Genomic DNA, 21,221 nt, shown 5'->3' on the forward strand with positions numbered 1-21,221 from the left:
CGTGACCACCAGCCCGCCGAAGACCGCCGGGGCCGGCAACGACCCCCAGGACGCCCGGGGCGCCCGGAACACCCGGGGCGCCCGGACCAGCACGGCCTCCCGGGGCTCCCGGGGCTTCAACACCCCCTCCCCCGGCCGGACGGCCGCCCGCTACCTGCTCCTGGTGCTCGTCCTGCTCCTGGTCATCGGTCCCTTCCTGTGGCAACTGTCCACCTCCCTCAAGGGCCCGGCCGAGGACGTCTACACCCGCACCCCGGTCTTCCTGCCCGACCAGCCCACCCTCGGCAACTACGGCAAGGTCGCCGACACCATCCCGGTGTGGACCTACGCGTTCAACTCGGTGATCGTCGCCGCGGTCTGCATCACCGGCAACGTGGTCGGCTGCACCCTGGCCGGCTACGCCCTCGCCCGGCTGCGCTTCCGCGGCGCCCGGCTCGTCCTCGGCCTCTTCCTCGCCACGCTCGTCCTCCCCGGCGAGGTCACCATCGTCTCCCAGTACGTGCTGGTGCGCGGCCTCGGCCTGGCCGACACCCTGGCCGGCGTCGCCCTGCCGGGCTCGATCGCCATGCTGAACGTGCTGCTGATGCGCACCGCCTTCGCCACCGTCCCGGTCGAACTGGACCAGGCCGCGCTGGTGGACGGTGCCACCGTGTGGCAGCGGCTGTGGCACATCGGCCTGCCGAACGTGCGCGGCATGATCAGCGTGATCGTCATCTTCACCTTCATCGGTGCCTGGGACGACTTCCTCTGGCCGCTGATCGTGCTCAACGACCCGCAGAAGTACACCCTCACCGTCGGGCTGCAGTACCTCAACGGCACCTTCTCCGCCAACCCCCGGCTGATCGCCGCCGGCACCATGATCGCCTTCCTGCCGATCGTCGTGGTGTTCGGCATCTGCCAGCGCTTCTTCTTCAAGGGCGTCGAGGAGGGAGCCGTCAAGGGCTAGCCCACCGTCCGTACGCCCCACCGAGTCGAGGAAGCTCTCCGATGACCACCGCCCCCCGTTTCGGCGTCAACTACACCCCCAGCGTCGGCTGGTTCCACCACTGGCTCGACTTCGACCTCGACGCCGTGCGCGCCGACTTCGACTCCATCGCCGCCCTCGGCCTGGACCACGTGCGGGTCTTCCCGCTCTGGCCGCTGTTCCAGCCCAACCGCGCCCTGGTCCGCCCGCGCGCCGTCGAGCAGCTGACGGCCCTGGTCGACGCGGCCGGCGAGCGCGGGCTGGACGTCGCCGTGGACGGCCTGCAGGGCCACCTGTCGAGCTTCGACTTCCTGCCCTCCTGGACCCGCACCTGGCACCGGCGCAACCTCTTCACCGACCCCGAGGTCATCGACGGCCAGGCCGCCTACCTGCGCACCCTCGCCGGGGCGCTGCGCGAGCGGCCCAACTTCCTCGGGATGACGCTCGGCAACGAGATCAACCAGTTCTCCGGCGACCCTCACCCCGACCCGGACCGGGCCACCCCCGACGAGGCCGGGGCCTGGCTCCGCCGGATGCTCGAAGCCTGCGAGCAGGGCGCCCCCGGCCGCCTCCACCTGCACGCCTCCTACGACGCCGCCTGGTACCTGGACGAGCACCCCTTCACGCCCTGGCACTCGGCCCGGATCGGCGCCGCCACCGCCGTGCACTCCTGGGTGTTCAACGGCACCGCCCAGCGCTACGGCGCCCACTCCACCGCCACCGCGCAGCACGCCGCCTACCTGGTCGAGCTGTCCAAGGCCTGGGCGGACGACCCGGCCCGCCCGGTCTGGCTGCAGGAGGTCGGCGCGCCCGCCCCGCACATCGCCCCCGAGGACGCGGCCCGCTTCACCGGCGCCACCGTCGAGGCGGTGCTGGACTGCCCGGACCTGTGGGGCGTGACCTGGTGGTGCTCGCACGACGTGGACCGCTCGCTCGCCGACTTCCCCGAACTGGAGTACAGCCTCGGCCTGTTGACCACCGACCGGAGGGTCAAGCCGGCCGGCGCCCGGCTCGCCGAGGCGGCCGCCGAGGCCCGCCGCTCCTGGCAGCCGCCGAAGCCGCGCAGCACCGCCGTGGTCGTCGCCACCGGCGACGAGACCACCTCCCCGAAGCGCTCGGTCTGCGGCCCCGGCGGCGCGGTGTACGAGGCGTTCATGCACCTCGCCGAGGCGGGCGCCCGCCCGACCACGGTGCTCGCCGAACGCGCCGGGGACCGGATGCACCTGGCCGCGCGCGGGATCACCGACGTGGTCCACCCCGACGACGTACGGTCCTCGTAGCCCTTCCGCACCGCGTACGCCCGGGGCTCAGCCGAACCCCGCACGCCCGAACCCGCACACCCGAAGCTCAGCCGCACCCCTCAGCCCGCACCCCTCAGCCACCCAACGGAGCCCGCTGACATGCACGATGACCGCACCCTGGTGGAGTCCCGCCTCAAGCGCGTCCTGGACGAGCGCATCCGCCCGGCCGTCTACCCCGAGTCCGTCCCGCTGGAGGTCGGCATCTGGACGGCGCCCGGCGAGCCCGTCCCGGTGGCCGAGGGCCTGGCCGCGCCCCGCACCCCGATCGCGGTCGGTGACGCCTGGGGCGCGCCCTGGGGAACCAGTTGGATCACCGTGACCGGTACGGTGCCCGAGGCCTGGGCCGGCCGCACCGTCGAGGCGCTGATCGACCTGGGTTTCGACGCCAACATGCCCGGCTTCCAGTGCGAGGGCCTGGTCTACCGCCCGGACGGCACCCCGGTGAAGGGCCTCAACCCGCAGAACCAGTGGGTGCGGATCGCCTCCCCGGCAGCCGGCGGCGAGCAGGTGCTGCTGCACGTCGAGGCCGCCGCCAACCCGGTCATCCTGGACTACCACCCCTTCCTGCCGACCGAGTTGGGTGACAAGGAGACGGCCGGCGACCGGCCGCAGTACAAGCTGGCCCGGATGGACCTCGCCGTCTTCGACGAGACGGTCTGGCAGCTGGTGCTGGACCTGGAGGTGCTCGGCGAGCTGATGGCCGAGCTGCCGGTGGAGGGCGCCCGCCGCTGGGAGCTGCTGCGCGCGATCGAACGGGCGCTCGACGCGGTCGACCTGCAGGACGTCAACGGCACCTCCGCGCGGGCCCGTTCGGAGCTGGCCGGGGTGCTGGCCGCACCCGCGGTGCCGTCCGCGCACCGGATCAGCGCGATCGGCCACGCGCACATCGACTCGGCGTGGCTGTGGCCGCTGCGCGAGACCGTCCGCAAGGTGGCCCGCACCACCGCCAACATGACCGCGCTGCTGGAGGACGAGCCGGACTTCCTCTACACCATGTCCCAGGCCCAGCAGTTCGCCTGGATCAAGGAGCACCGCCCCGAGGTGTACGCCCGGGTCCGCAAGGCGGTGGCCGAGGGCCGGTTCGTCCCGGCCGGCGGCATGTGGGTCGAGTCCGACACCAACATGCCGAGCTCGGAGGCGATGGCCCGACAGTTCGTGCACGGCAAGCGGTTCTTCCTGGACGAGTTCGGGGTGGAGAACCACGAGGCCTGGCTGCCGGACACCTTCGGCTTCACCGGCGGCCTGCCCCAGATCATCCGCAACGCGGGCTCCAAGTGGCTGCTGACGCAGAAGATCTCGTGGAGCCAGGTGAACAGGTTCCCGCACCACACCTTCCTGTGGGAGGGCATCGACGGCACCCGGATCTTCACCCACTTCCCGCCCGTGGACACCTACAACTGCTCCATGAAGGGCAGCGAGATCGCCCACGCGGCACGGAACTTCAAGGACAAGGGGGTGGCCCGGCACTCGCTCGCCCCGACCGGCTGGGGCGACGGCGGCGGCGGCACGACCCGCGAGATGGTCGCCAAGGCCGCCCGGATGAAGGACCTGGAGGGCTCGGCCACCGTCCGCTGGGAGAAGCCCGCCGAGTTCTTCGCCAAGGCCGAGGCCGAGTACCCGGACCCGCCGGTCTGGGTCGGCGAGCTCTACCTGGAGCTGCACCGGGCCACCCTGACCAGCCAGGCAAAGACCAAGCAGGGCAACCGGCGCAGCGAGAACCTGCTCCGCGAGGCCGAACTCTGGTGCACCACCGCCACGTTGCGCACCGGCGCGGCCTACCCGTACGAGCAGCTGGACCGGATCTGGAAGACCGTCCTGCTGCACCAGTTCCATGACATCCTGCCCGGCTCGTCCATCGCCTGGGTGCACCGCGAGGCCGAGGCCACGTACGCGGCACTGGCCGGAGAGCTGGAGGAGCTGATCGGAGCGGCCCAGCGGGCCCTCGCCGGGGACGCCGCGGGCGGGCGCGAGCTGGTGTTCAACGGGGCGCCGCACCCCCGCTCGGCGGTGCCCGCGGGCGGGGCCGCGCCGGCCGCGGCGAACGGTGCGCCCTGCACGGCGGTCGAGCGGCCCGGGGGCGGCTACACGCTGCACAACGGCCTGCTGGAGGTCGCGGTGGACGCGGACGGCCTGATCGCCTCCGTGGTCGAGGTCGCGAGCGGCCGGGAGACCGTCGCCCCCGGCAGCCGTGCCAACCTGCTGCAACTGCACCCGGACTTCCCCAACATGTGGGACGCCTGGGACGTCGACCAGTTCTACCGCAACACCGTCACCGACCTGACCGGCGTGGACTCGCTCACCGCCACGACCGGCGCCGAGCAGGCCTCGGTGCGGATCGCCCGCTCCTTCGGCTCCTCCACCGTGGTGCAGACGCTCACCCTGCGGGCCGGCGAGCAGCGCGTCGACATCGACACCGAGGTCGACTGGCACGAGACCGAGAAGTTCCTCAAGGCCGCGTTCCCGCTGGACGTCCACACCGACCGCTACGCCGCCGAGACCCAGTTCGGCCACCTCTACCGCCCCACCCACACCAACACCAGCTGGGACGCCGCCAAGTTCGAGGCCTGCAACCACCGCTTCGTCCACCTCGACGAACCCGGCTGGGGCGTCGCCCTGGTCACCGCCTCCACCTACGGCCACGACGTCACCCGCACGGTGCGCGACACCGACGGCGGCACCACCACCACGGTCCGCTTCTCGCTGCTGCGCGCCCCGCGTTTCCCCGACCCCAAGACCGACCAGGGCGTGCACCGCTTCCGGCACGCCCTCGTCCCGGGCGCGGCGATCGGCGACGCCGTCCGCGAGGGCTACCGGATCGGCCTGCCCGAGCGGCGGGTCACCGGCAGCGCCGAGCGGGTCGCGCCGCTGGTGGAGCTCGACCACGACGCGCTCGTGGTGAGCGCCGTCAAGCTCGCCGACGACCGCAGCGGGGACCTGATCGTCCGCGTCTACGAGGCGGGCGGCGGCCGCGTCCGGGGCCGGCTGACCACCTCCTTCGCGCTGGCCGACGCCGTCCCCTGCGACCTGCTGGAGCGGCCCTGGGACGGCACCCGCGGCGAGGTGACGGTGGAGGACGGCGCGGTGCGCCTCGCACTGCGCCCGTTCGAGCTGGTCACCCTGCGGCTGCGGGCCGCCGGCTAGCCGACCAGGGATCCCAGGTCCTGGCCCTGATCCTGGTCCCGTTCCCCGTCCGCGCCGGACGGCTGCTCTACGCTGTGCGGCGCCCCGACCCTCACCGGACGGGGCGCCGCGCCCCCTGAGACCTCCTGGAGCCCGCCGTGCCTTCCACCCCGCTGTTCGCCGCCCTCGACATCGGCGGCACCAAGATCGCCGGAGCGCTGGTCGACGGCGCCGGACGGCTGCGGCACCGGCTCCAGCTGCCCACCCCGGCGACCGAACCGGGCGCGGCCGTGCTCGCCGTCGTCCACAAGGTGCTGGACCAGCTCTCCGGCACGACCGACTGGGCCACCGTGACGGCCGTCGGGATCGGCAGCGCCGGCCCGGTCGACCTCGCCGACGGCACCGTCAGCCCGGTCAACATCCGCGGCTGGCGCGACTTCCCGCTGGTCGCCGAGGTCGCCGCGCACCCGGCCGTGGCCGCCCGCGCACTGCCCGTCCGCCTGGCCGGGGACGGAGTCGCGATGGCCGCCGCCGAACACTGGCAGGGCGCGGCCCAGGGGGCCACCGACGCACTCTGCCTGGTGGTGTCGACCGGCGTCGGCGCCGGGCTGGTGCTCGACGGCGCGGTGCGGCCCGGCCCCAGCGGCAACGCCGGCCACCTCGGCCACATCACCGTCGACCTGGACGGCGAGCCCTGCCCGTGCGGCTCCCGCGGCTGCCTGGAAGGCCTCGCCAGCGGCACCGCCATCGCCCGCCGCGCGCTCGCCGACGGCTGGCGGCCCGACGGCGAGGACCGCTCGGCCCGCGCCGTCGCCACCTCCGCCGCCGCGGGCGACCCGGTCGCGCTCGCCTCCTTCGACCGCGCCGCCCAGGCCCTGGCCGCCGGCATCGCCGCCACGGCCGCCCTGGTCGACCTCGACCGGGTCGTCGTCGGCGGCGGCGTCGCCACCGCCGGGGACGTGCTGTTCGCCCCGCTCGCCCGGCACCTGGACCGCTACGCCGCCCTCTCCTACATCCGCGGCCTCGACCTGCGCCGCGCCGAACTCGGCACCGACGCCGGGCTGATCGGCGCGGCCGCGCTCTGCCGCTGAGCCACCCCGGAGCACCCGCATGCCGCCCTTCGTCCTGCTGCACAACCCGGTCCGCCGGTACGCCTGGGGCTCGCCCACCGCCATCCCCGCGCTCACCGGCACCGAGCCGGACGGCACCCCGCAAGCCGAGCTGTGGATGGGCGCACACCCGTCGGCGCCGTCGTCCGTCCCCGGCCCCGACGGCCCGCGGCGGCTGGACGAGCTGATCGACGCCGACCCGGCGGGCCTGCTCGGTCCGGACACCGTCCGGCGGTTCGGCGCGGAGCTGCCGTTCCTGTTCAAGGTGTTGGCCGCCGACCGGGCGCTCTCCCTGCAGGTCCACCCGACCCGTGCCCAGGCCGAGGCCGGGTACGCGGCGGAGGACGCTCGGGGAGTCCCGTCGGACGCGCCGGAGCGGGTGTTCAGGGACCGCGGACACAAGCCGGAACTCCTCTGCGCACTGGGCGACTTCGAAGCGCTGTGCGGCTTCCGCCCGGCCGCCGACGCGGCCGGGCTGCTGGAACTGCTCGACGTGCCCCTGCTGGCGCCGTGGGCGGCGGCGCTGCGCTCACGGCCCGCCGCCGAGGTGCTGCCGGCGCTGCTGCGGAGCGCGCTCGCCACCGACCGTCCCTCTCCGGCCGAACTGTCCCTCGTGGAACGGGCGTTGGACCGCGCCGCGGGCGCCGGAGGCCGGTACGCGCAGGCCTGTGCCGCCTACGCCCGCGCCGCCGGCCAGTACCCGGGCGACCCCGGACTGATCGCGGCGCTGCTGCTCAACCACGTCCGGCTCACCGCCGGGCAGGCGCTGTACCTGGACGCCGGGGTGCCGCACGCCTATCTGCGGGGCCTCGGGGTGGAGTTGATGGCCAACTCGGACAACGTGCTGCGCTGCGGACTCACCCCGAAGCACGTCGACGTCGACGGCCTGCTCGCGATCACGTCCTTCCGGCCCGGCGTGCCCGACGTGCTCACCCCGCACCCGATCGACGGCATCGCGGGCGCCGGTACCGACGGGGGCACCGGCCCCGAGACCGACACCGAGGCCGGCGCCGATGTCTGCCCCGACGTCTGCCCCGACGTCTGCCCCGACGTCTGCCCCGATGAGGAATTCCCCTCCCCCGCCGAGGAGTTCCGGCTCTCCCGGCCGCGTCCCGGCGCCACCCCGGCCCGGATCGACCTCCCCACCCCGCAGATCCTGCTCTGCGTGTCGGGGCACGCCCGGCTGCACGCTTCGGACGGGGCCGAACTCGCACTCCCCGCCGGGGCGTCCGCCTACCTGCGCCCGGGCGCCGGACCGGTCGGACTGACCGGCCCGGGCGCGGAGCTGTTCCGGGCCACCACCGGACGGCCGCCCACCTCCCGACGCGGCCGGCCGGACCGCCCGGCAACGCCGGACCGAACCGCCCGGTAGCGGCGGACCGCACCGTCCGGTCGCCGCGGACCGCACCGCTCAAGCCGACGCGGGATGCCCGAACAGCAGGTCGTAGCCGTCCGGGAGCTGCTCGACCACCCGGTCGATCAGCTCGGCGGGAACCTGGTCGGACATCGTGCTGAGCACCGCTCCGATGTCCCACTGCGCCGTCGCGGGGGTCGCCCCGTCGATCCACCCGACCACGCCCTGGACGAAGCGCTCGGCGGTCAGCGGTTCGGCCGCGGGCTCGGCGTCGCGCAGCAGTGAGGCGTACGTCGCAGGCAGTGCCCCGGCGAGCTCGATCCGCGCCGACCCCACCAGGTGCTCGCCGAGCAGGGCGAGCACGATCCGCGTGGCATGGTCCGCCTCCGCCTCCCCCCGGTACTCACCGCGTTCCACGACGCGGGCGAGAAAGTCCTCCCAGGAGATGGTCATCGCGTCCTCCTTCCGGTCGGCGGGATCCGGCAGGACCGACGGCGCTCTGCGCCCGGGTCGGGGGAGGTGACTCGCAACCCGTGATCACCGTGGGAGGTACCGGTGCCCGTGGTGCTCAGCGTAACCCGGCCCGGCGCTCCGGGAACCGGCCCGCTGTCATCGGGTCCGGCCGGGCGCCGGGAATCCGGCCCGGCGGATCGACGCCGTTGTCGATCGCGCCGTCGGCCCGGGGCTGCGTCCCGGAGGTGAGCATCGGCCGGGCGCCGGTCGAACCGACCTGGCGCCGCACGGCGAGCCCCGGCCCGCCCGTCCGCCCGGTCTCAGCCGGCCGAGGCGCGGCACCGCCGACGCGGCCGGCGCGCGGACGGGACCCCGCTGCCCGTGGCCCCCGGCGACACCCGCTGCGCCGGCGTCGTCGCCGTCGCGGTGGCCAGGGCGCCCTCGGCGCGCGCCGCGTCCGGCATAAACGCCGCGAGAAAGCGCCGCTCGTTCGGGCTCAGGGTGCGCGAGCGACCGGATTCGCGGTCCCGCGCGACCACCACGGTCCGCGCCCGCATAAAGGTGAGCAGGTCGCGGCAGACATTCACCTCGACATGTGCGGAACTCCGCCCGAGACGTTCCACGGTGAGTCTCACGGACAATGGCTCGGGCCGGTGGTGCAACTGCTCCAGATAATCGATCTCATGCCGCGCGATAATGAATCCGGACGGGAACAGCGATTCCCGGACGGCGGTCGCGTGGTGGCAGAAAAGGTCGTAAATCCCCTCCTGGATGTAGCCGACCAGCCGGGCGTTGTTGATGTGCCCGTTCTCGTCGACGTCGCTCCACCGGGTGGGGCAGGCCAGGACGTGCGCGCCCAGGTGCACCGCGCTCACTGCTGCGTCAGCCCGGCACCGGCGGTGGCGGGGAGCAGCGCACGCTGCAACCTGGCGTAGTACGCGGAGTGTTCGGCCGCCATCCGGGCCGCGGTCCACCCCTCCTCGGCGGCCTCCGCAGCCGCCTGGACGACCAGACTGTCGAGCACCGCGTCGACGGATCGGCACAACTCGGCGACGGCCGCGAGGCGCTCGGTCACGTCGGATCCGCCGGGGGCGTTCCGGGACGGGAACGCGGCCAGCGAGTCCATCGCGAGCTGCAGGTCGTCAAGCGTTTCCGGCAGGTTTTCCGAAGGGGAATTCCGCATGTTTTTCTCCAGGACTCAATCGGCCTTTACGGCCCGGTAACCAGCGTTCGAATACACCGGATCGGTGTCGACCCCCCGACGCCTTCGACGCTATCCCAGTCGACGGGGGTCGGCAGATGGTTTTCGGACCGCGACGGGAAACTGACTTCCATCGGAGTAGTTTGCCGGGGTACACAATATGCCCCGTCAGCCGAACGCTGTCCGCAATTCGGGTGGTATCGCCGACTCGACGCCCAAGATCAACTAGCCGGCGCCGCGGATCTGCTAGTGGCTCCACCACCGCGCCTTGTACAGGTGCGTCCCCCGCAGCACGCGGACCCCCTCCGGCCGGTGCAGGGAGATCACCGAGGTACACCAGTCGCACGGACCGGTGTGCTCGGGGGCCGCGGTGAGCAGACGACCGGTCCGGCCCGGCTCGTCACCGACGCTCTTCACGTCCCGCTCGTCGGCCGGAGCGGCCAGGTGGACCGGGGCGAAACGGTCGGCCGAGGGGTCGTAGCTCCACAGCCCGGCCGACGTGCTGACCCAGAACCGCCCGGGAGCCCCGACCGCGGGCGCCAGGTCATGGCCACCGGCACCGGGCAGCGGGGTGCTCCGGACAGCCGTGAGGGTGGGTGCGGCCGCCGTACCAGCGACCCGCAACGCGACCAGCGCGGAATCGCCGAGCACCCGCAGCAGACCGCTCCGCCCGTCCCACTGCACACCGTGCGCGCCGGCCAGCGGGAACTCCGCGAACGCGGCGGCACGCCGGCCCTGCGAGGCCGCGTACAGCCGGACCCAGCCGCCCGCGCTCGCCACCACGGCGACATTGCCGTCCGGCAGCAGCTCGATGCTGTGAGGATTGACGGCCGGGCCCAGGTCCGCCGCCCAGTGGACCCGGCCGGTGGCCGTGTCCACCACGGCGGCCAGCCCGCCCGAGGCCGTCGTCAGCAGGTAGCGGCGGCCCTCCCGGATCCGGCTCTTCACCTCGTCCGGGTTCGTCCAACTCCGGGCCGGGGCCAGGTCCGCCAACTCCGGCTCCCGGTCCGCACTCCAGCCCCAGACCACCGGCAACCGGTCCGGCCCCCGGTAGGCCATCAGCTCCTCGGCGCTCTGCAGCACCAGCACCCGGCGGGACTCCTGGTCCACGACGGCGACCTGCCCACCCGGCCACCGCGCCTGCGCACGGACCGCGGGCGCGCACACCAGCAGGGCGAGGCACAGCGCCGACAGCGTTCTCCGCATCACGCCCCCACCGTCCGCGCAGCGGACCGGATCCGCTGGACGGCACGTCCGAACGGCCGTCAGCCGGGCGGCCACCGGGCAGGCCCCAGCAGCCACCGCCCCGGGCCGCGACGGCTCGCGGCCGGGCCCCGGCGGCTGACCGGCGGGACCGACGACGGGCGAGCGGGCCTCCGGCGGCTACCGGCCGGACACCAGGTCCGCGACCCGGGCGATCGGCGAGGTCGTCACCCGCCCGCCCGCCTCCTGCCGGTCGGCGGCGTGGTAGGCGGCGTACATCGCGTGCACGCCCAGCCAGCGCAGCGGCTCCGGCTCCCAACGCCGCACCGTGTGCCCCACCCAGGGCAGCCCGGTGAGCTCGGTGTCCCGGCCCAGCACCAGGTCGCGCAGGGTCCGCCCGGCCAGGTTGGTCGTCGTCACCCCACTGCCCACGTACCCGCCCGCCCAGCCGAGCCCGGTCACCCGGTCCAGCTCCACCGTGGCGCACCAGTCCCGGGGCACCCCGAGCACACCCGCCCAGGCGTGGTCGATCCGGGCCTGCGCGGCGGCCGGGAAGAAGCGGTTCAGGATCGCGCGGAGCCCGCCCACCGTCTCCGCCTGGGTGGAACCGTCCGAATCCGTCCGCGAGCCGAACCGGTACGGGACACCGCGACCGCCGAGCGCGATCCGGTCGTCGGCGGTGCGCTGCGCGTACATGTAGGCGTGCGCGAAGTCACCCAGCACCTCCCGGCCCTGCCAGCCCGTCTCCGCCCAGAAGTCGGCGGGCAGCGGCTCCGTCGCGACCATCGCCGAGTTCATCGGCAGCCAGGTACGCCGCTCCCCGCGCAGCCCCGCCGTGAAACCCTCGGTGGCGCGCAGCACGTGATCCGCGGTGACGGTGCCCGACCCGGTGACGGCCCGCGGCTTCCGGTAGGCACTCCCGGGCAGGATCGCGGTCACCGCCGACCCCTCGTACACCTCCACCCCGAGGTCCCGCACCACCCGCGCCAGACCGCGCACGAGCTTCGCCGGCTGGATGCGCGCGCCGAACGGGGACCACGAACCGCCGAGGGCGCCGGCGACATCGACCCGCTCGCCGGCCTCCTTGGCGCTCAGCAGCTCCACGCGGCCCTCCCCGTAGCCGCGCTCACCCTCGACGAAGGCCCTCAGACGCTCCAACTGCGGCTTGCTGCGTGCGACTTCGAGCACGCCACCGCGGACGATGTCCGCCTCGATGCCCTCCGCCGCAGCCACCTCGACCACCTCCCCGACGGCGTCGTCCATCACCCGCTGCATCGCCGCCGCCCGCTGCTGCCCGTACCGCTTCGCGAACGCGCCGCGTCCCGCGAAACCGTTGTACAGCCAGCCGCCGTTGCGCCCGGAGGCGCCGTAGCCGCAGAACCGCTGCTCCAGCAGGGCGATCCGCAAGGACGGGTCCGCCTTCTTCAGGTAGTAGGCCGACCAGAGGCCGGTGTACCCGCCACCGACGACGCACACGTCGACATCCCGGTCCCCCGGCAGCCCGGGGCCGGGCTCCGGCACACCGTCCGCCGCGTACCAGAACGACACCCCGCCGTTGACCGCCGCCACCGGAACCTCCCACACCCTCGCTGACCTGCCCGGACGCTACCTCGGCCCGGCCGACGCCAACCACCCCTCACACTGCCAGGATCACCGCGCCGGGCCAGCCACCCTGTCAGTCCCGCAACAGCTCCAGGGCCCGCGTCCAGTCGTAGGAGCCCGGCACGAAGTCCGCCACCCGCACCCCCATCCGCCGCAGCTTCGCCAGGCTCTCCTCGTACGCGGGGTGAGCCGCCTGCGCGGCGCTCAGACACGGCTGAACGGCTACCGGAACGCCCCAGCCGAACGACTCGCAGAGAATGCCGAGCGCGAGCGTGTCCGAGATGCCCAGGACCCACTTGTTGATCGTGTTGAAGGTGGCCGGCGACACCACGATCGCGTCCGGATCCGGCAGCGGCCGCGGATCCCCCGGCTTGCGCCAGGCGGAACGGATCGGATATCCCGTCTGCGCCACGACCGCGTCCTGATCGATGAACCCCATCGCGGTGGGGGTCGCGACCACCCCCACGTCCCACCCACCGGCCTGAGCCGCCGCGATCAACTCCCCGACCCCACCCGCCACCCCCGCCGCACACACCACGACGTACAGCACCGGCTTCGCCGCCATCCCCGACCCTCCCTCTCATCCCCGCCGCCCCACCACGAGATCGGCATGCACCACCTTCCCAAACGCCTCCACCGCCGCACCCCAACGCCCCTTCGTCAGCTCGTGGACCAACGCCAACCCCCGGTGCCCCTCCTCGTCCTCCCCCGCCACCATCACCACCGGCACCACCGGCACCACCCGCGACCCGTCCCGCACCGCCACCCGCACCGTCCGGTCCGTGATCCGACGGATCGTGACGGTCATCTTCGCCAGGCACCCCGTCTTGACCGCGTTCGTCACCAACTCGCTGACGATCAACTCGGCGGAATCGATCAGCTCCGACAACTCCCACTCGCTCAACTTCTCCCGCACCAGCCGTCGGGCCACAGAAGCCGAGTCGGCCCGGTACGGCAGCATCGCGGTGGCCGGAGCGGGAGCTCGGCCGGTCATCAGAAGCTCACTCATCATCAACAGCCCCTCGGCCATCGGAGTCTCGAACCGAGCGCGGCCGGGCAAAGGTCCACAGATCACCAGCCCGAAGCAGCGCGTGACCAGTGAACGACAATGCGTTACCGTCAACCAGAGCAGAGCTACGGCACTTTCCAGGCGTTTCCCAGGCGTCGCTGGTGCACGGCTGGAACGATGACATTCGTGGAGCGGGGACGGATGAGCGGCAAACGCGGCCTGTTCGCCGGAAGGCGGCGGGAGTTGGGCTACAGTCAGGAGAAGCTTGCTGCCGATCTCGGCGTCGCCACTTCCACTGTCACCCGCTGGGAGTGCGGCCGCGCCGACCCCCACCCCCAACAGAGGGTGAAGCTCGCAGCGCTCCTCAAGGTCACCGCCCCGGAGCTGGACGCTCTCCTGAACCCGTCAGCCAAGGCACCGGTTCGCCAGGCGGCAAGTGCGCTCATCGACGAAAGTGACGACATGAAGCGACGCGAAGCCCTCGGGCTCATTGCGGCAACGGGGGCGCTGATCACACTTCCCTGCGGCGAAGGTACGGCCTCCGCTCCTTCGCCCGCGGCCTTCCGCGACTCGGCGACCCCGGTGAACGCTCACCTGTGGCAGATCTTCTCGGCATCCCGCACCAAGCAAGACATCTACCCGCTGGTCAGGCATCACCTCGGGGTTCTCGCCGCTGAACTCCGATCCGTCACGACCGAGTCCGACCGACAGCGTCTGTGCGGGATCGTGGGCGATCTCTACCAGCTCGCCGGAGAAATCCTCTTCGACGCCAGCCGCTACACCGACGCGGCACACTGCTACACCCTCGCGGCAGCAGCGGCCCGCGAAGCCTCGCACTACGACCTCTGGGCATGCGCGCTGACTCGGCACGCCTTCATCGAGCTCACAGAGCGCAGGTTCGACTCCGCCGAGCAGATCCTCACCGCAGCGGCACGTATCGGTCGCCGAGGCGACGACCAGCTCTCCACCCGCCACTGGGTCGCCGCCGTACAGGCCCAGGCCCTTGCCGGCCTGGGCCGGCTCGAAGCCTGTGACCGAGCACTTGCCGAGGCCGAACAGGTCCGCGAACTCACAGGCACCGTGCAGAACGGCGGCTGGCTGCGATTCGACGGCTCCCGTCTCGCGGAGGAACGTGGAACCTGCTACCTCACCCTCGGACGGCCGGACCTCGCCGAGAAGTCACTGCACAGTGCACTGGAAGTGAGTCTCTCGCCACGGCGCCGTGGAGCCGTACTCGCCGAACTCGCCGCACTCAGTGCCCACAGCGGCGACATCGACCAAGTCGTCCACTTCAGCAAGGCCTCGATGGCACTCGCGGACGAGACCGGATCCGGCTACATCGCCAAAAAACTCGACGGGTTGAGGCCACGTCTTGTACCCCTGATGAAGGACGACCGGATCTCGGAGCTGCACCACCACATCTCAGAGCTCCAGCACGCCGCATGACGAAAGGACCACGACATGACCGAGGACGGCCGGATCTTCCGGGAGGCGTGGATCGCCGGGGTGCGCAAGCACTTCCCCGGCGAGCCGAAGCCCGGCTACGTCGCCCCCTGGGACGACACCCCCGCGTGGGAACGGGCCTGCGCCGCAGCGGTGTTCGGTCAGGTCCGCGACTTCGTCGCGGTCAGCGCGGGCAGCACCGCGAAGCTCACCCGGGAGCAGAAGGGCCGGTTCGTCGCGATCTGCTGGATCGCCCAGATCCACAAGCACGTCGACGCTCCCAAACCCGCCTACGTCGCCGACTGGGACGACCTCCCCGAGTGGCAGCAGGAGACCGACGCCGACATCTTCGAGGCCGTCGAACGCCAGGTCTGAACGGCGTCTCCCGGCCCGGCCGACTGTGAGCGCGGTCAGCCGGGCGGGGGCGGCCGGTCGTCGTGGATCTGTTGGAGGTCGTCGAGCAGCCCGGTGAGCCAGACCGCGACGTCGACCGCGTGCAGCGGGATCCGCCGGTCGCCCCGGGGTTCGGCCGCGCGGTCGAGTTCGGCGGTCAGTGCCGCGCGGGCCCGGGTGAGGGCGGGGTGTGCGGTGCCTGCCGGTTCGCGGGCGCGGAGGGCCGTCGCCTGGCGGCGGAAGGCGGCCGTGACGTCGTCGGCGTGGCGCAGCAGCGCCTTCGCGTCGTCCGGGTGGGTCGCCGCGGTGCCGGGCGGGACGCGGGCCAGGAGCAGTTCGGCGCCGCGGACGGTGTGTTGTCCGGTGAGGAGGGCCGCCTGCCAGTTGGGCCCGTCCTCGGCCGGGTCGTGCCGTTCGCTGCGGTACTGGGCGTACATCGCTTCGGTGAGCAGGGCGGAGCGGCGGGCCCGGTGCAGGGCGTCGGCGGCCGGGCCGGTGCCGGTCACCACGACGACCGTCTCCCGGAGGGCTTCGGCGCTGTCGTCCAGCATTCCGGCGGCGCGGCGCCGCAGGTCCTGGCCGCCGCCGCGCGGCCAGGCGCAGAGGCCTGCCAGGATGCCGATCGTCGCGCCGGCGGCCACGTTGACCAGTCGCGCTTCGGCGAGCCGCCAGCCGGCGGGTGCCAGTTGGGTGAAGACGAGGGCGACCACGACGGTGAACAGTCCCTGGCCCCAGGCCGGACCGAACGCCGGTCCGGCGCTGAAGGCGATCAGCATCATCGGCGGCAGCGCGAGGGCGTAGACCAGCGGGCGTTCGCCCACTCCCAGCAGCAGGGCGGCGGTGGCGGCGGCGCCGACGGTCGTGCCGATGAGTGCGGGGCGCAGCGTCATCCGGGTGTCGGCGGCGCTGGTGCGCATCAGGGTGAGGGTGGCGAGCAGGACCCAGAAGCCGTGTGAGAGGTCGAGGGTGCCGGCGATCAGCCGGGCCGCGCCGAGGGCGAGCGCGGTGCGCAGCGCGTTCTGGAAGGCGACCGAGTGGGGTGTGAGGTTGGCCCGGAACCGGCGCCACCACAGCAGCGGGGCGGGGTCGTAGGCGTACCAGAACGGCCCGGGCCGTTGGTCGGCGGGTGTCTCGTCGGGTGGCAGGGCGGCGTGGCGGCTGACCCTGGCGGCGCGGACGGCGAAGCGGGCGCCTTCGGCGGCGTCCAGGGCGGCGGTGCCGAGCACCGGGCGGGCGAGGTGGGCGGGGCCCTCGGGTGACCGGCCTTCGGGTTCCGAGCCGTCGGCCCCGCCGGCCGCCCGGTCCGCGGCCCGGTCCGCCGCCCGGTCCGCGGCGCGGCCGGTGTCGAAGGCCGTGAGTTCCCGGTCGACCTGCCCGGTCTCGGGGACGGGCCCGGTGCGGAGCACCCCGGCGGCGGCCGCGCGCAGGGCCCGTGCGGTGGCGGCGGTGAGCCGTGCCGCGGCGGGGTGGGGCCGGGCCCGGGCAAGCAGCAGGACGCGGTGCACCTGCGGGCCGGTGTAGCGCAGGGCGACCGCGCAGTGGGTGAGGGCCCGGTCGACGGCGCCGGCCGAGGCGGGCCGTTCCATCAGGGGGACGCGGCTGAAGCGCAGCGCGTCGAGGCGGGTGCGGCACCGGTCGGCGGCTTCGGTGACGGCCCCGGCGGGCGCGGCGCGGCCGGCGCAGGCGTCGGCGGCGAGGTCCGTCAGGTCGGCCAGGGCCGCGGCGGCGCGGGACAGTCTGCTCCGGTAGTCCGGCGGTGCGGGCTCGGGCCACAGCAGCAGTTCCGCGGCGGCGAGCAGCAGCAGGCCGGCGGTGACGCCGAGCAGGCGCTGCGGGAGGGTGTCGGGGCTGTAGGGCGGGAAGCACGGGAGGATGTAGAGCAGTTGCAGCCCGGTGGCCAGGCCCATCAGCCGGGGGCCGCCGACGGTGCCGTAGGACACCGCGAAGCCGACGCCGACCATGCCGAGGGCCGCCGCCCAGTCGCGCACGGCGAGGAGGGTGCCGAGGCAGACGAGGCCCCAGGCGACCGGCAGTGTCCACAGGATCGTCCGGGCCCGGGCGCGGGCGGCGCCCTCGACCCGGGCGAGGGCGCCGAGGGCGACGGCCGCGAACAGCGCGTAGGTGGCCGACACCGGGCGGTGCAGGCCGTAGCGGAAGGTGTAGAACCCCGCGCACGCGGCCAGGGTGACCCGGACGGCGCGGTGGACGACCGCGGCGTCGGGGCGCGTGCGGCGCGGCTGCTCCGCCCGCCCTCGCGATCGGCGCATCGCACCTCGCTCCCGTGGGTGTGCCGCCCCGGCGGGGCGGGGCCGCCGCCGGGCTCGGGCGTGGGGACTCCTTCACGGTAGGACGACATCGGTCCGTCCCGCAGCGGGGACGGCTGCGCCGGGGCGTCCGGGCCTCCGCAGCTGTGACGAGCCCGGCCGCCCCGGCGGTAAATCGTTTGACCCCGGACCGTGACGACGGTGCACTGTGCCGGGGCACCGCAGGGGGCGGTGCCGTGGCCTGGAGGCAGCGGCAGCAATGCAGATCCGTTCCACGACCGACCGGGACCTCAAGGTCTTCGTCGACACGATCCACGCCGCGTTCGCGCGCTTCCCGGAGACTCCGGCCGAGGACGGCAGCGGGGTGTTCTGGTCGGCGTTCGAGATGGACCGCGCCCTGCTGGCCGTCTCGCCGGAGGGGAAGCCCGTGGGCACCGCCGGCGCGTACTCCTTCGAACTCACCCTGCCCGGCGGGGCCGCCGTCCCGGTCGCCGGGGTCACGGCGGTGGGTGTCCTGCCGACGCACCGGCGCCGGGGTGTGCTGACGGCGATGATGCGGCATCAGCTCGCGCAGGTGCGGGAGCGGGGGGAGTTCCTCTCCGTGCTGCTGGCGTCGGAGGCTTCGATCTACGGCCGGTTCGGCTACGGGCCGGCGACGTACACGCGGCGGCTGACGGTGCCGCGCCACCGGGCGGCGCTGGCCGCCCCCCGGGCGCGGGGTGCGGCGGAGGCGTTCGCGGCGGGTTCGGTCGAGGTTCTGCGGCGGGCCGAGTGCGGTGAGCTCCTGGAGGAGGTCTACGACCGGTACCGCCGGGTGCAGCCGGGTGCGTTGTCGCGGCCGCACCGCTGGTGGGCTTCGGGTGCGGGGCAGCCGCCGGTCGCTCCGGCGCCGCGGTACGTCGCCGTGCACCGGGACGCGGACGGTGTCCCGGACGGGTACGCCAGCTACTGGCTGGACGCGCCGGACATCTTGACGGTGGACGAGACGGTCGCCGTCGACGACGCCGTGTTCACGGCCCTCGCCGGGTTCCTGCTCGGCCACGACCTGGTGTCGGAGGTCGTGTTCAAGCACCTCCCGACGGAGCATCCGCTGCGCTGGCAGCTGGTGGACTTCAACGCCGGTCAGCTGAGCAAGAGCACCGACTGGCTCTGGGTGCGGATCCTGGACGTTCCGCGGGCGCTGACCGCACGCGGCTGGTCCGTCGACGGTGAGCTCGTGCTCGACGTCGACGACCCGTTCCTCGGCGAGCGGGGCCGCTACCTGCTGACCGTGCGGGGCGGCGAGGCCGACTGCGTCACGACGGACCGTGAGCCCGATCTGTCGTTGGACGTACGGGACTTGGGCTCGGTGTACCTGGGCGGGACGGCTCCGAGCACGCTGGTGCGCGCCGGCCACGTGCTGGCGCACCGGCCGGGCGCCGCGGCGCTCGCCGACGCCCTCTTCGGTGCCGAGCGTCCCCCGCACTGCCTGCACTGGTTCTGATCCGGCGCGGCCGCACCGGCCCCCGCCCACGGATGGACGGGGGCCACGACGGGGACTCCTGGTCCGCCGTCAGCGGGCGCCGGGGAGGGGCTCACGCGTCGGCCGGGGAAGGGCTCACGCGAGCGCCGGGGAAGGACTCACAAGCGGGCCGGAGAAGGGCTCACGCGTGGGCGCTGATCTGGCCGCCGGCCGAGAGCACGATGTAGACGCCGTTGGCGGAAACGCCGACGTCGTGCCCGTTCGTCTCCAGCGTGCCGTTCACCGCGTTGTCGAGGCCGAGGATGTCGGCGCGGTACTTGAGTTCGCCGCTCTTGGTGACCTTGACCGTCCAGTCGCCCGCGACCTTGAAGGTGCCGGGGCCCTGGTGTCCGCCGCCCATCCAGGCGTGGACCGTGCCGTCCAGCGAGAGCACGATGAACATGTCGTTGGCGTCGAGTCCGGCGTCGGTGTCCTTGGCGTCCAGGGTGGCGAGGACGTCACCGTTGTTGACGATCTTGGCGACGAAGTGCTGGGGGGCGACTTCCCGGATCTCGGCGGTGCTGCCGTCGGGGAGGGTCTGGGTGCGGGCGCCGGGCGCCGGCTTGCCCGGCGGGGCCGGGGTGGTGGTGGCGCCGGTGCCGGGCTTGGCGGCCGTGGTGCCGTTGCCGGGCTTGGCCGGCGGGGCGGCCGGGGTGGTGGGTGCGCCGGACGCCGGGGCCGTGGCGGCCGGTGAGGAGGGGGCGGCCGGGGCGTTGGTGCCGGGGGTTCCGGCCGTGGCGGCCGTGGCGGCGGGGGAGGCCGCGGTCGACGCGCCGGACGTGCTGCTGCAGGCGGTGGCGGCGGGTACCAGCAACGCGACGGTCAGGACGGTGCCGGCGAACGTGCGGGCCGTGGTCGCGCGGCGGGTCGTCTTGAGGGACATGCTGGTTCTCCTGAACTGGGTGCGGGTGAGGACGCGGACGCCGCCCGGTCCGTCTCCCCCGTGGAGGCCGGTGGGTGACGGAGCGGCGTGCACGATCGAAACTAGTCGGGGCAGTCGACGGAATGACGCGTTCCGTGTCACCGGACTGCAACGCTGCGACCCGATCCCGACCGGAGTCTCCGTCAGCACCGGCGCCCCGGAGTCCTCGTGGAAGCGGCCGTGCCCGCCCCTCGTGCGATCCCGGGGCGGGCACGGCCGTGTCACGTCCGTCGGTGTCAGCCGAGGGTGGACCCGGCGATCGGGGCGGAGAGTTCGACGGTCTCGCCCTTCAGGCCGGCCTTGACGAACTGCCAGGTGAGGCCGGTGATGACGCCCTTGCCCAGCGGGGCGAGCTTGGCGAAGGCCGGCTGGCTGAGGTCGATGTGGGTGGAGTCGCAGGAAGGACACTGGTCCTTGACGGGGACGGTGATGGTCTTGCCCTGGTAGGTGACCTTGACCGAAATGCCCTTGCAGACGGGGTCGTTGTTCGGGTTGGCGGTGGTCCACCAGGTGTGCGAGACGGCGACCAGCATCTGCGACGAGGCGTTGATCTGGGTGCCGCAGGCGCCGAAGCCCGAGTCGTTGTAGTAGGTGGCCTTGCCGGTCATGGGCTTGTTGATCGGGATCGCGGCGCTGGCGGTGCCGGCCGTGAAGGCGATGAGAGCGGCTGCGGCGAGCGGGGCGCCCGCGAGGATCCTGAGGTTCTTGCCGATGGCGCGCATGGTTCGTTCCCTCCGGTTGCAGTGCTGGCGGAGCTTGCTAAGCATGGGCATGACAGACACAAGTCGCCACGTCCGCACGGCGGTTCGGCGACTCCGACGGTCATCTCGTGAAGGGAACGTATGCGCTCGTCCTCGATATGGTCCAGACCTCCATGATGTTGGCATGAACACAAGGCAAGGATCTTTACGAATGCCGCCGAAGGGGCGAAGATGCGTGACCGCGCCACCACGGAGGGTGTTGACAGGCCGTCACCCACCTGCCTGTCCCGCACCGACCCGGCCCCGGAGGTCCCGTCACATGCGCACCGCTCTCGCCGCCCTGCTCCTCGGCGCCGCCCTCGTCCCGGCCGCCGCCGCACCCGCGAACGCCGGCTCCGCGCCCCGCGCGGTGAACCAGGGCTACAGCATCCCGGTCGGCGGCGTGACCGACCTCGGCGCACTGCCCGTCCTCGGCAGCCTCGGGCTCGACTTCGCCCGCCTCCTCGGACAGTGACCCGGGTCGGTCACCGAACGTCGCCGGCACGGGCCGCCGCCCTGCCGGCACCCGGACTCCCCCGTTGCCTGCCCCGTCCCTGTCTTCGCCCGCGCTGTTCCCCGCCGTCGCCCGCCCCGCCCCGCCCCCGCCGTCGCCCGCACCGCTGCTGTCCCGACGCGCTCGCG

The 21,221-nt window shown here is 73.5% G+C and carries 19 protein-coding genes; 9 read left to right on the forward strand and 10 right to left on the reverse strand.

Annotation, left to right across the window (positions count from 1 at the left end):
• The first annotated feature begins 1 nt into the window (after window position 1).
• The 5 genes from ACFV0O_RS07195 to manA all read left to right on the forward strand — a co-directional run bounded on the left by ACFV0O_RS07195 (window position 2) and on the right by manA (window position 7,866).
• Window positions 2-946, forward strand: coding sequence for a carbohydrate ABC transporter permease (locus ACFV0O_RS07195; RefSeq protein ID WP_380337522.1), 945 nt, complete (start codon window positions 2-4; stop codon window positions 944-946).
• Window positions 947-987: 41 nt separating this feature from the next.
• Window positions 988-2,244 (forward strand): glycosyl hydrolase, encoded by a 1,257-nt coding sequence (locus ACFV0O_RS07200; protein WP_380337525.1) that lies wholly within the window; start codon window positions 988-990, stop codon window positions 2,242-2,244.
• Between the two features lie 120 nt (window positions 2,245-2,364).
• Window positions 2,365-5,406: an alpha-mannosidase gene (locus ACFV0O_RS07205; RefSeq protein WP_380337528.1), complete on the forward strand. Its 3,042-nt coding sequence runs from the start codon at window positions 2,365-2,367 to the stop codon at window positions 5,404-5,406.
• Between the two features lie 137 nt (window positions 5,407-5,543).
• A complete protein-coding gene (locus ACFV0O_RS07210) occupies window positions 5,544-6,476 on the forward strand; it encodes an ROK family protein (RefSeq protein WP_380337530.1) in 933 nt (310 codons plus the stop codon).
• 19 nt (window positions 6,477-6,495) lie between these two features.
• The gene (manA, locus tag ACFV0O_RS07215; RefSeq protein WP_380337533.1) at window positions 6,496-7,866 is read left to right on the forward strand and encodes a mannose-6-phosphate isomerase, class I; all 1,371 of its coding nucleotides are present in this window, start codon (window positions 6,496-6,498) and stop codon (window positions 7,864-7,866) included.
• Window positions 7,867-7,905: 39 nt separating this feature from the next.
• On the opposite strand, the gene ACFV0O_RS07220 is transcribed toward manA, so the two are convergent.
• The 7 genes from ACFV0O_RS07220 to ACFV0O_RS07250 all read right to left on the reverse strand — a co-directional run bounded on the left by ACFV0O_RS07220 (window position 7,906) and on the right by ACFV0O_RS07250 (window position 13,337).
• Window positions 7,906-8,301: a DUF2267 domain-containing protein gene (locus tag ACFV0O_RS07220; protein ID WP_380337536.1), complete on the reverse strand. Its 396-nt coding sequence runs from the start codon at window positions 8,299-8,301 to the stop codon at window positions 7,906-7,908.
• 320 nt (window positions 8,302-8,621) lie between these two features.
• Window positions 8,622-9,176: an acyl-CoA thioesterase gene (locus ACFV0O_RS07225; RefSeq protein WP_380337539.1), complete on the reverse strand. Its 555-nt coding sequence runs from the start codon at window positions 9,174-9,176 to the stop codon at window positions 8,622-8,624.
• Entirely contained in the window at window positions 9,173-9,484 is a 312-nt protein-coding gene (locus ACFV0O_RS07230) for a hypothetical protein (RefSeq protein ID WP_380337542.1), read from the reverse strand. The genes ACFV0O_RS07225 and ACFV0O_RS07230 overlap by 4 nt, the downstream gene beginning before the upstream one ends.
• A 264-nt stretch (window positions 9,485-9,748) precedes the next feature.
• Window positions 9,749-10,708: a DUF6528 family protein gene (locus ACFV0O_RS07235; protein WP_380337834.1), complete on the reverse strand. Its 960-nt coding sequence runs from the start codon at window positions 10,706-10,708 to the stop codon at window positions 9,749-9,751.
• A gap of 177 nt (window positions 10,709-10,885) precedes the next feature.
• A complete protein-coding gene (locus ACFV0O_RS07240) occupies window positions 10,886-12,274 on the reverse strand; it encodes an NAD(P)/FAD-dependent oxidoreductase (protein ID WP_380337544.1) in 1,389 nt (462 codons plus the stop codon).
• A 106-nt stretch (window positions 12,275-12,380) separates the two neighbouring features.
• Window positions 12,381-12,872, reverse strand: a complete 492-nt coding sequence (locus ACFV0O_RS07245; protein ID WP_380337547.1) for a flavoprotein — start codon at window positions 12,870-12,872, stop codon at window positions 12,381-12,383.
• Between the two features lie 15 nt (window positions 12,873-12,887).
• The gene (locus ACFV0O_RS07250) at window positions 12,888-13,337 is read right to left on the reverse strand and encodes an ATP-binding protein (protein WP_380337549.1); all 450 of its coding nucleotides are present in this window, start codon (window positions 13,335-13,337) and stop codon (window positions 12,888-12,890) included.
• A 180-nt stretch (window positions 13,338-13,517) separates the two neighbouring features.
• Between ACFV0O_RS07250 and ACFV0O_RS07255 the strand changes: the two genes are divergently transcribed.
• Both ACFV0O_RS07255 and ACFV0O_RS07260 read left to right on the forward strand, forming a co-directional pair.
• Complete coding sequence (locus ACFV0O_RS07255; protein ID WP_380337552.1) at window positions 13,518-14,762, forward strand: helix-turn-helix domain-containing protein; 1,245 nt, start codon at window positions 13,518-13,520, stop codon at window positions 14,760-14,762.
• 15 nt (window positions 14,763-14,777) lie between these two features.
• A complete protein-coding gene (locus tag ACFV0O_RS07260) occupies window positions 14,778-15,134 on the forward strand; it encodes a hypothetical protein (RefSeq protein ID WP_380337555.1) in 357 nt (118 codons plus the stop codon).
• Between the two features lie 35 nt (window positions 15,135-15,169).
• On the opposite strand, the gene ACFV0O_RS07265 is transcribed toward ACFV0O_RS07260, so the two are convergent.
• Window positions 15,170-17,419 (reverse strand): FUSC family protein, encoded by a 2,250-nt coding sequence (locus ACFV0O_RS07265; RefSeq protein WP_380337558.1) that lies wholly within the window; start codon window positions 17,417-17,419, stop codon window positions 15,170-15,172.
• A 256-nt stretch (window positions 17,420-17,675) separates the two neighbouring features.
• Between ACFV0O_RS07265 and ACFV0O_RS07270 the strand changes: the two genes are divergently transcribed.
• On the forward strand, window positions 17,676-18,899 hold the full coding sequence (locus ACFV0O_RS07270) for a GNAT family N-acetyltransferase (protein ID WP_380337561.1): 1,224 nt from the start codon (window positions 17,676-17,678) through the stop codon (window positions 18,897-18,899).
• Between the two features lie 160 nt (window positions 18,900-19,059).
• Here ACFV0O_RS07270 and ACFV0O_RS07275 read toward each other — a convergent pair whose 3' ends face one another.
• On the reverse strand, window positions 19,060-19,800 hold the full coding sequence (locus tag ACFV0O_RS07275) for a hypothetical protein (protein ID WP_380337564.1): 741 nt from the start codon (window positions 19,798-19,800) through the stop codon (window positions 19,060-19,062).
• Window positions 19,801-20,075: 275 nt separating this feature from the next.
• Complete coding sequence (locus ACFV0O_RS07280; protein WP_380337567.1) at window positions 20,076-20,561, reverse strand: cysteine/serine endopeptidase inhibitor; 486 nt, start codon at window positions 20,559-20,561, stop codon at window positions 20,076-20,078.
• A 298-nt stretch (window positions 20,562-20,859) separates the two neighbouring features.
• Between ACFV0O_RS07280 and ACFV0O_RS07285 the strand changes: the two genes are divergently transcribed.
• Entirely contained in the window at window positions 20,860-21,054 is a 195-nt protein-coding gene (locus ACFV0O_RS07285; protein ID WP_380337570.1) for a hypothetical protein, read from the forward strand.
• Window positions 21,055-21,221 lie beyond the last annotated feature (167 nt).

The sequence above is a fragment of the Kitasatospora sp. NPDC059577 genome, assembly GCF_042735475.1.
Classification (GTDB): Bacteria; Actinomycetota; Actinomycetes; order Streptomycetales; family Streptomycetaceae; genus Kitasatospora.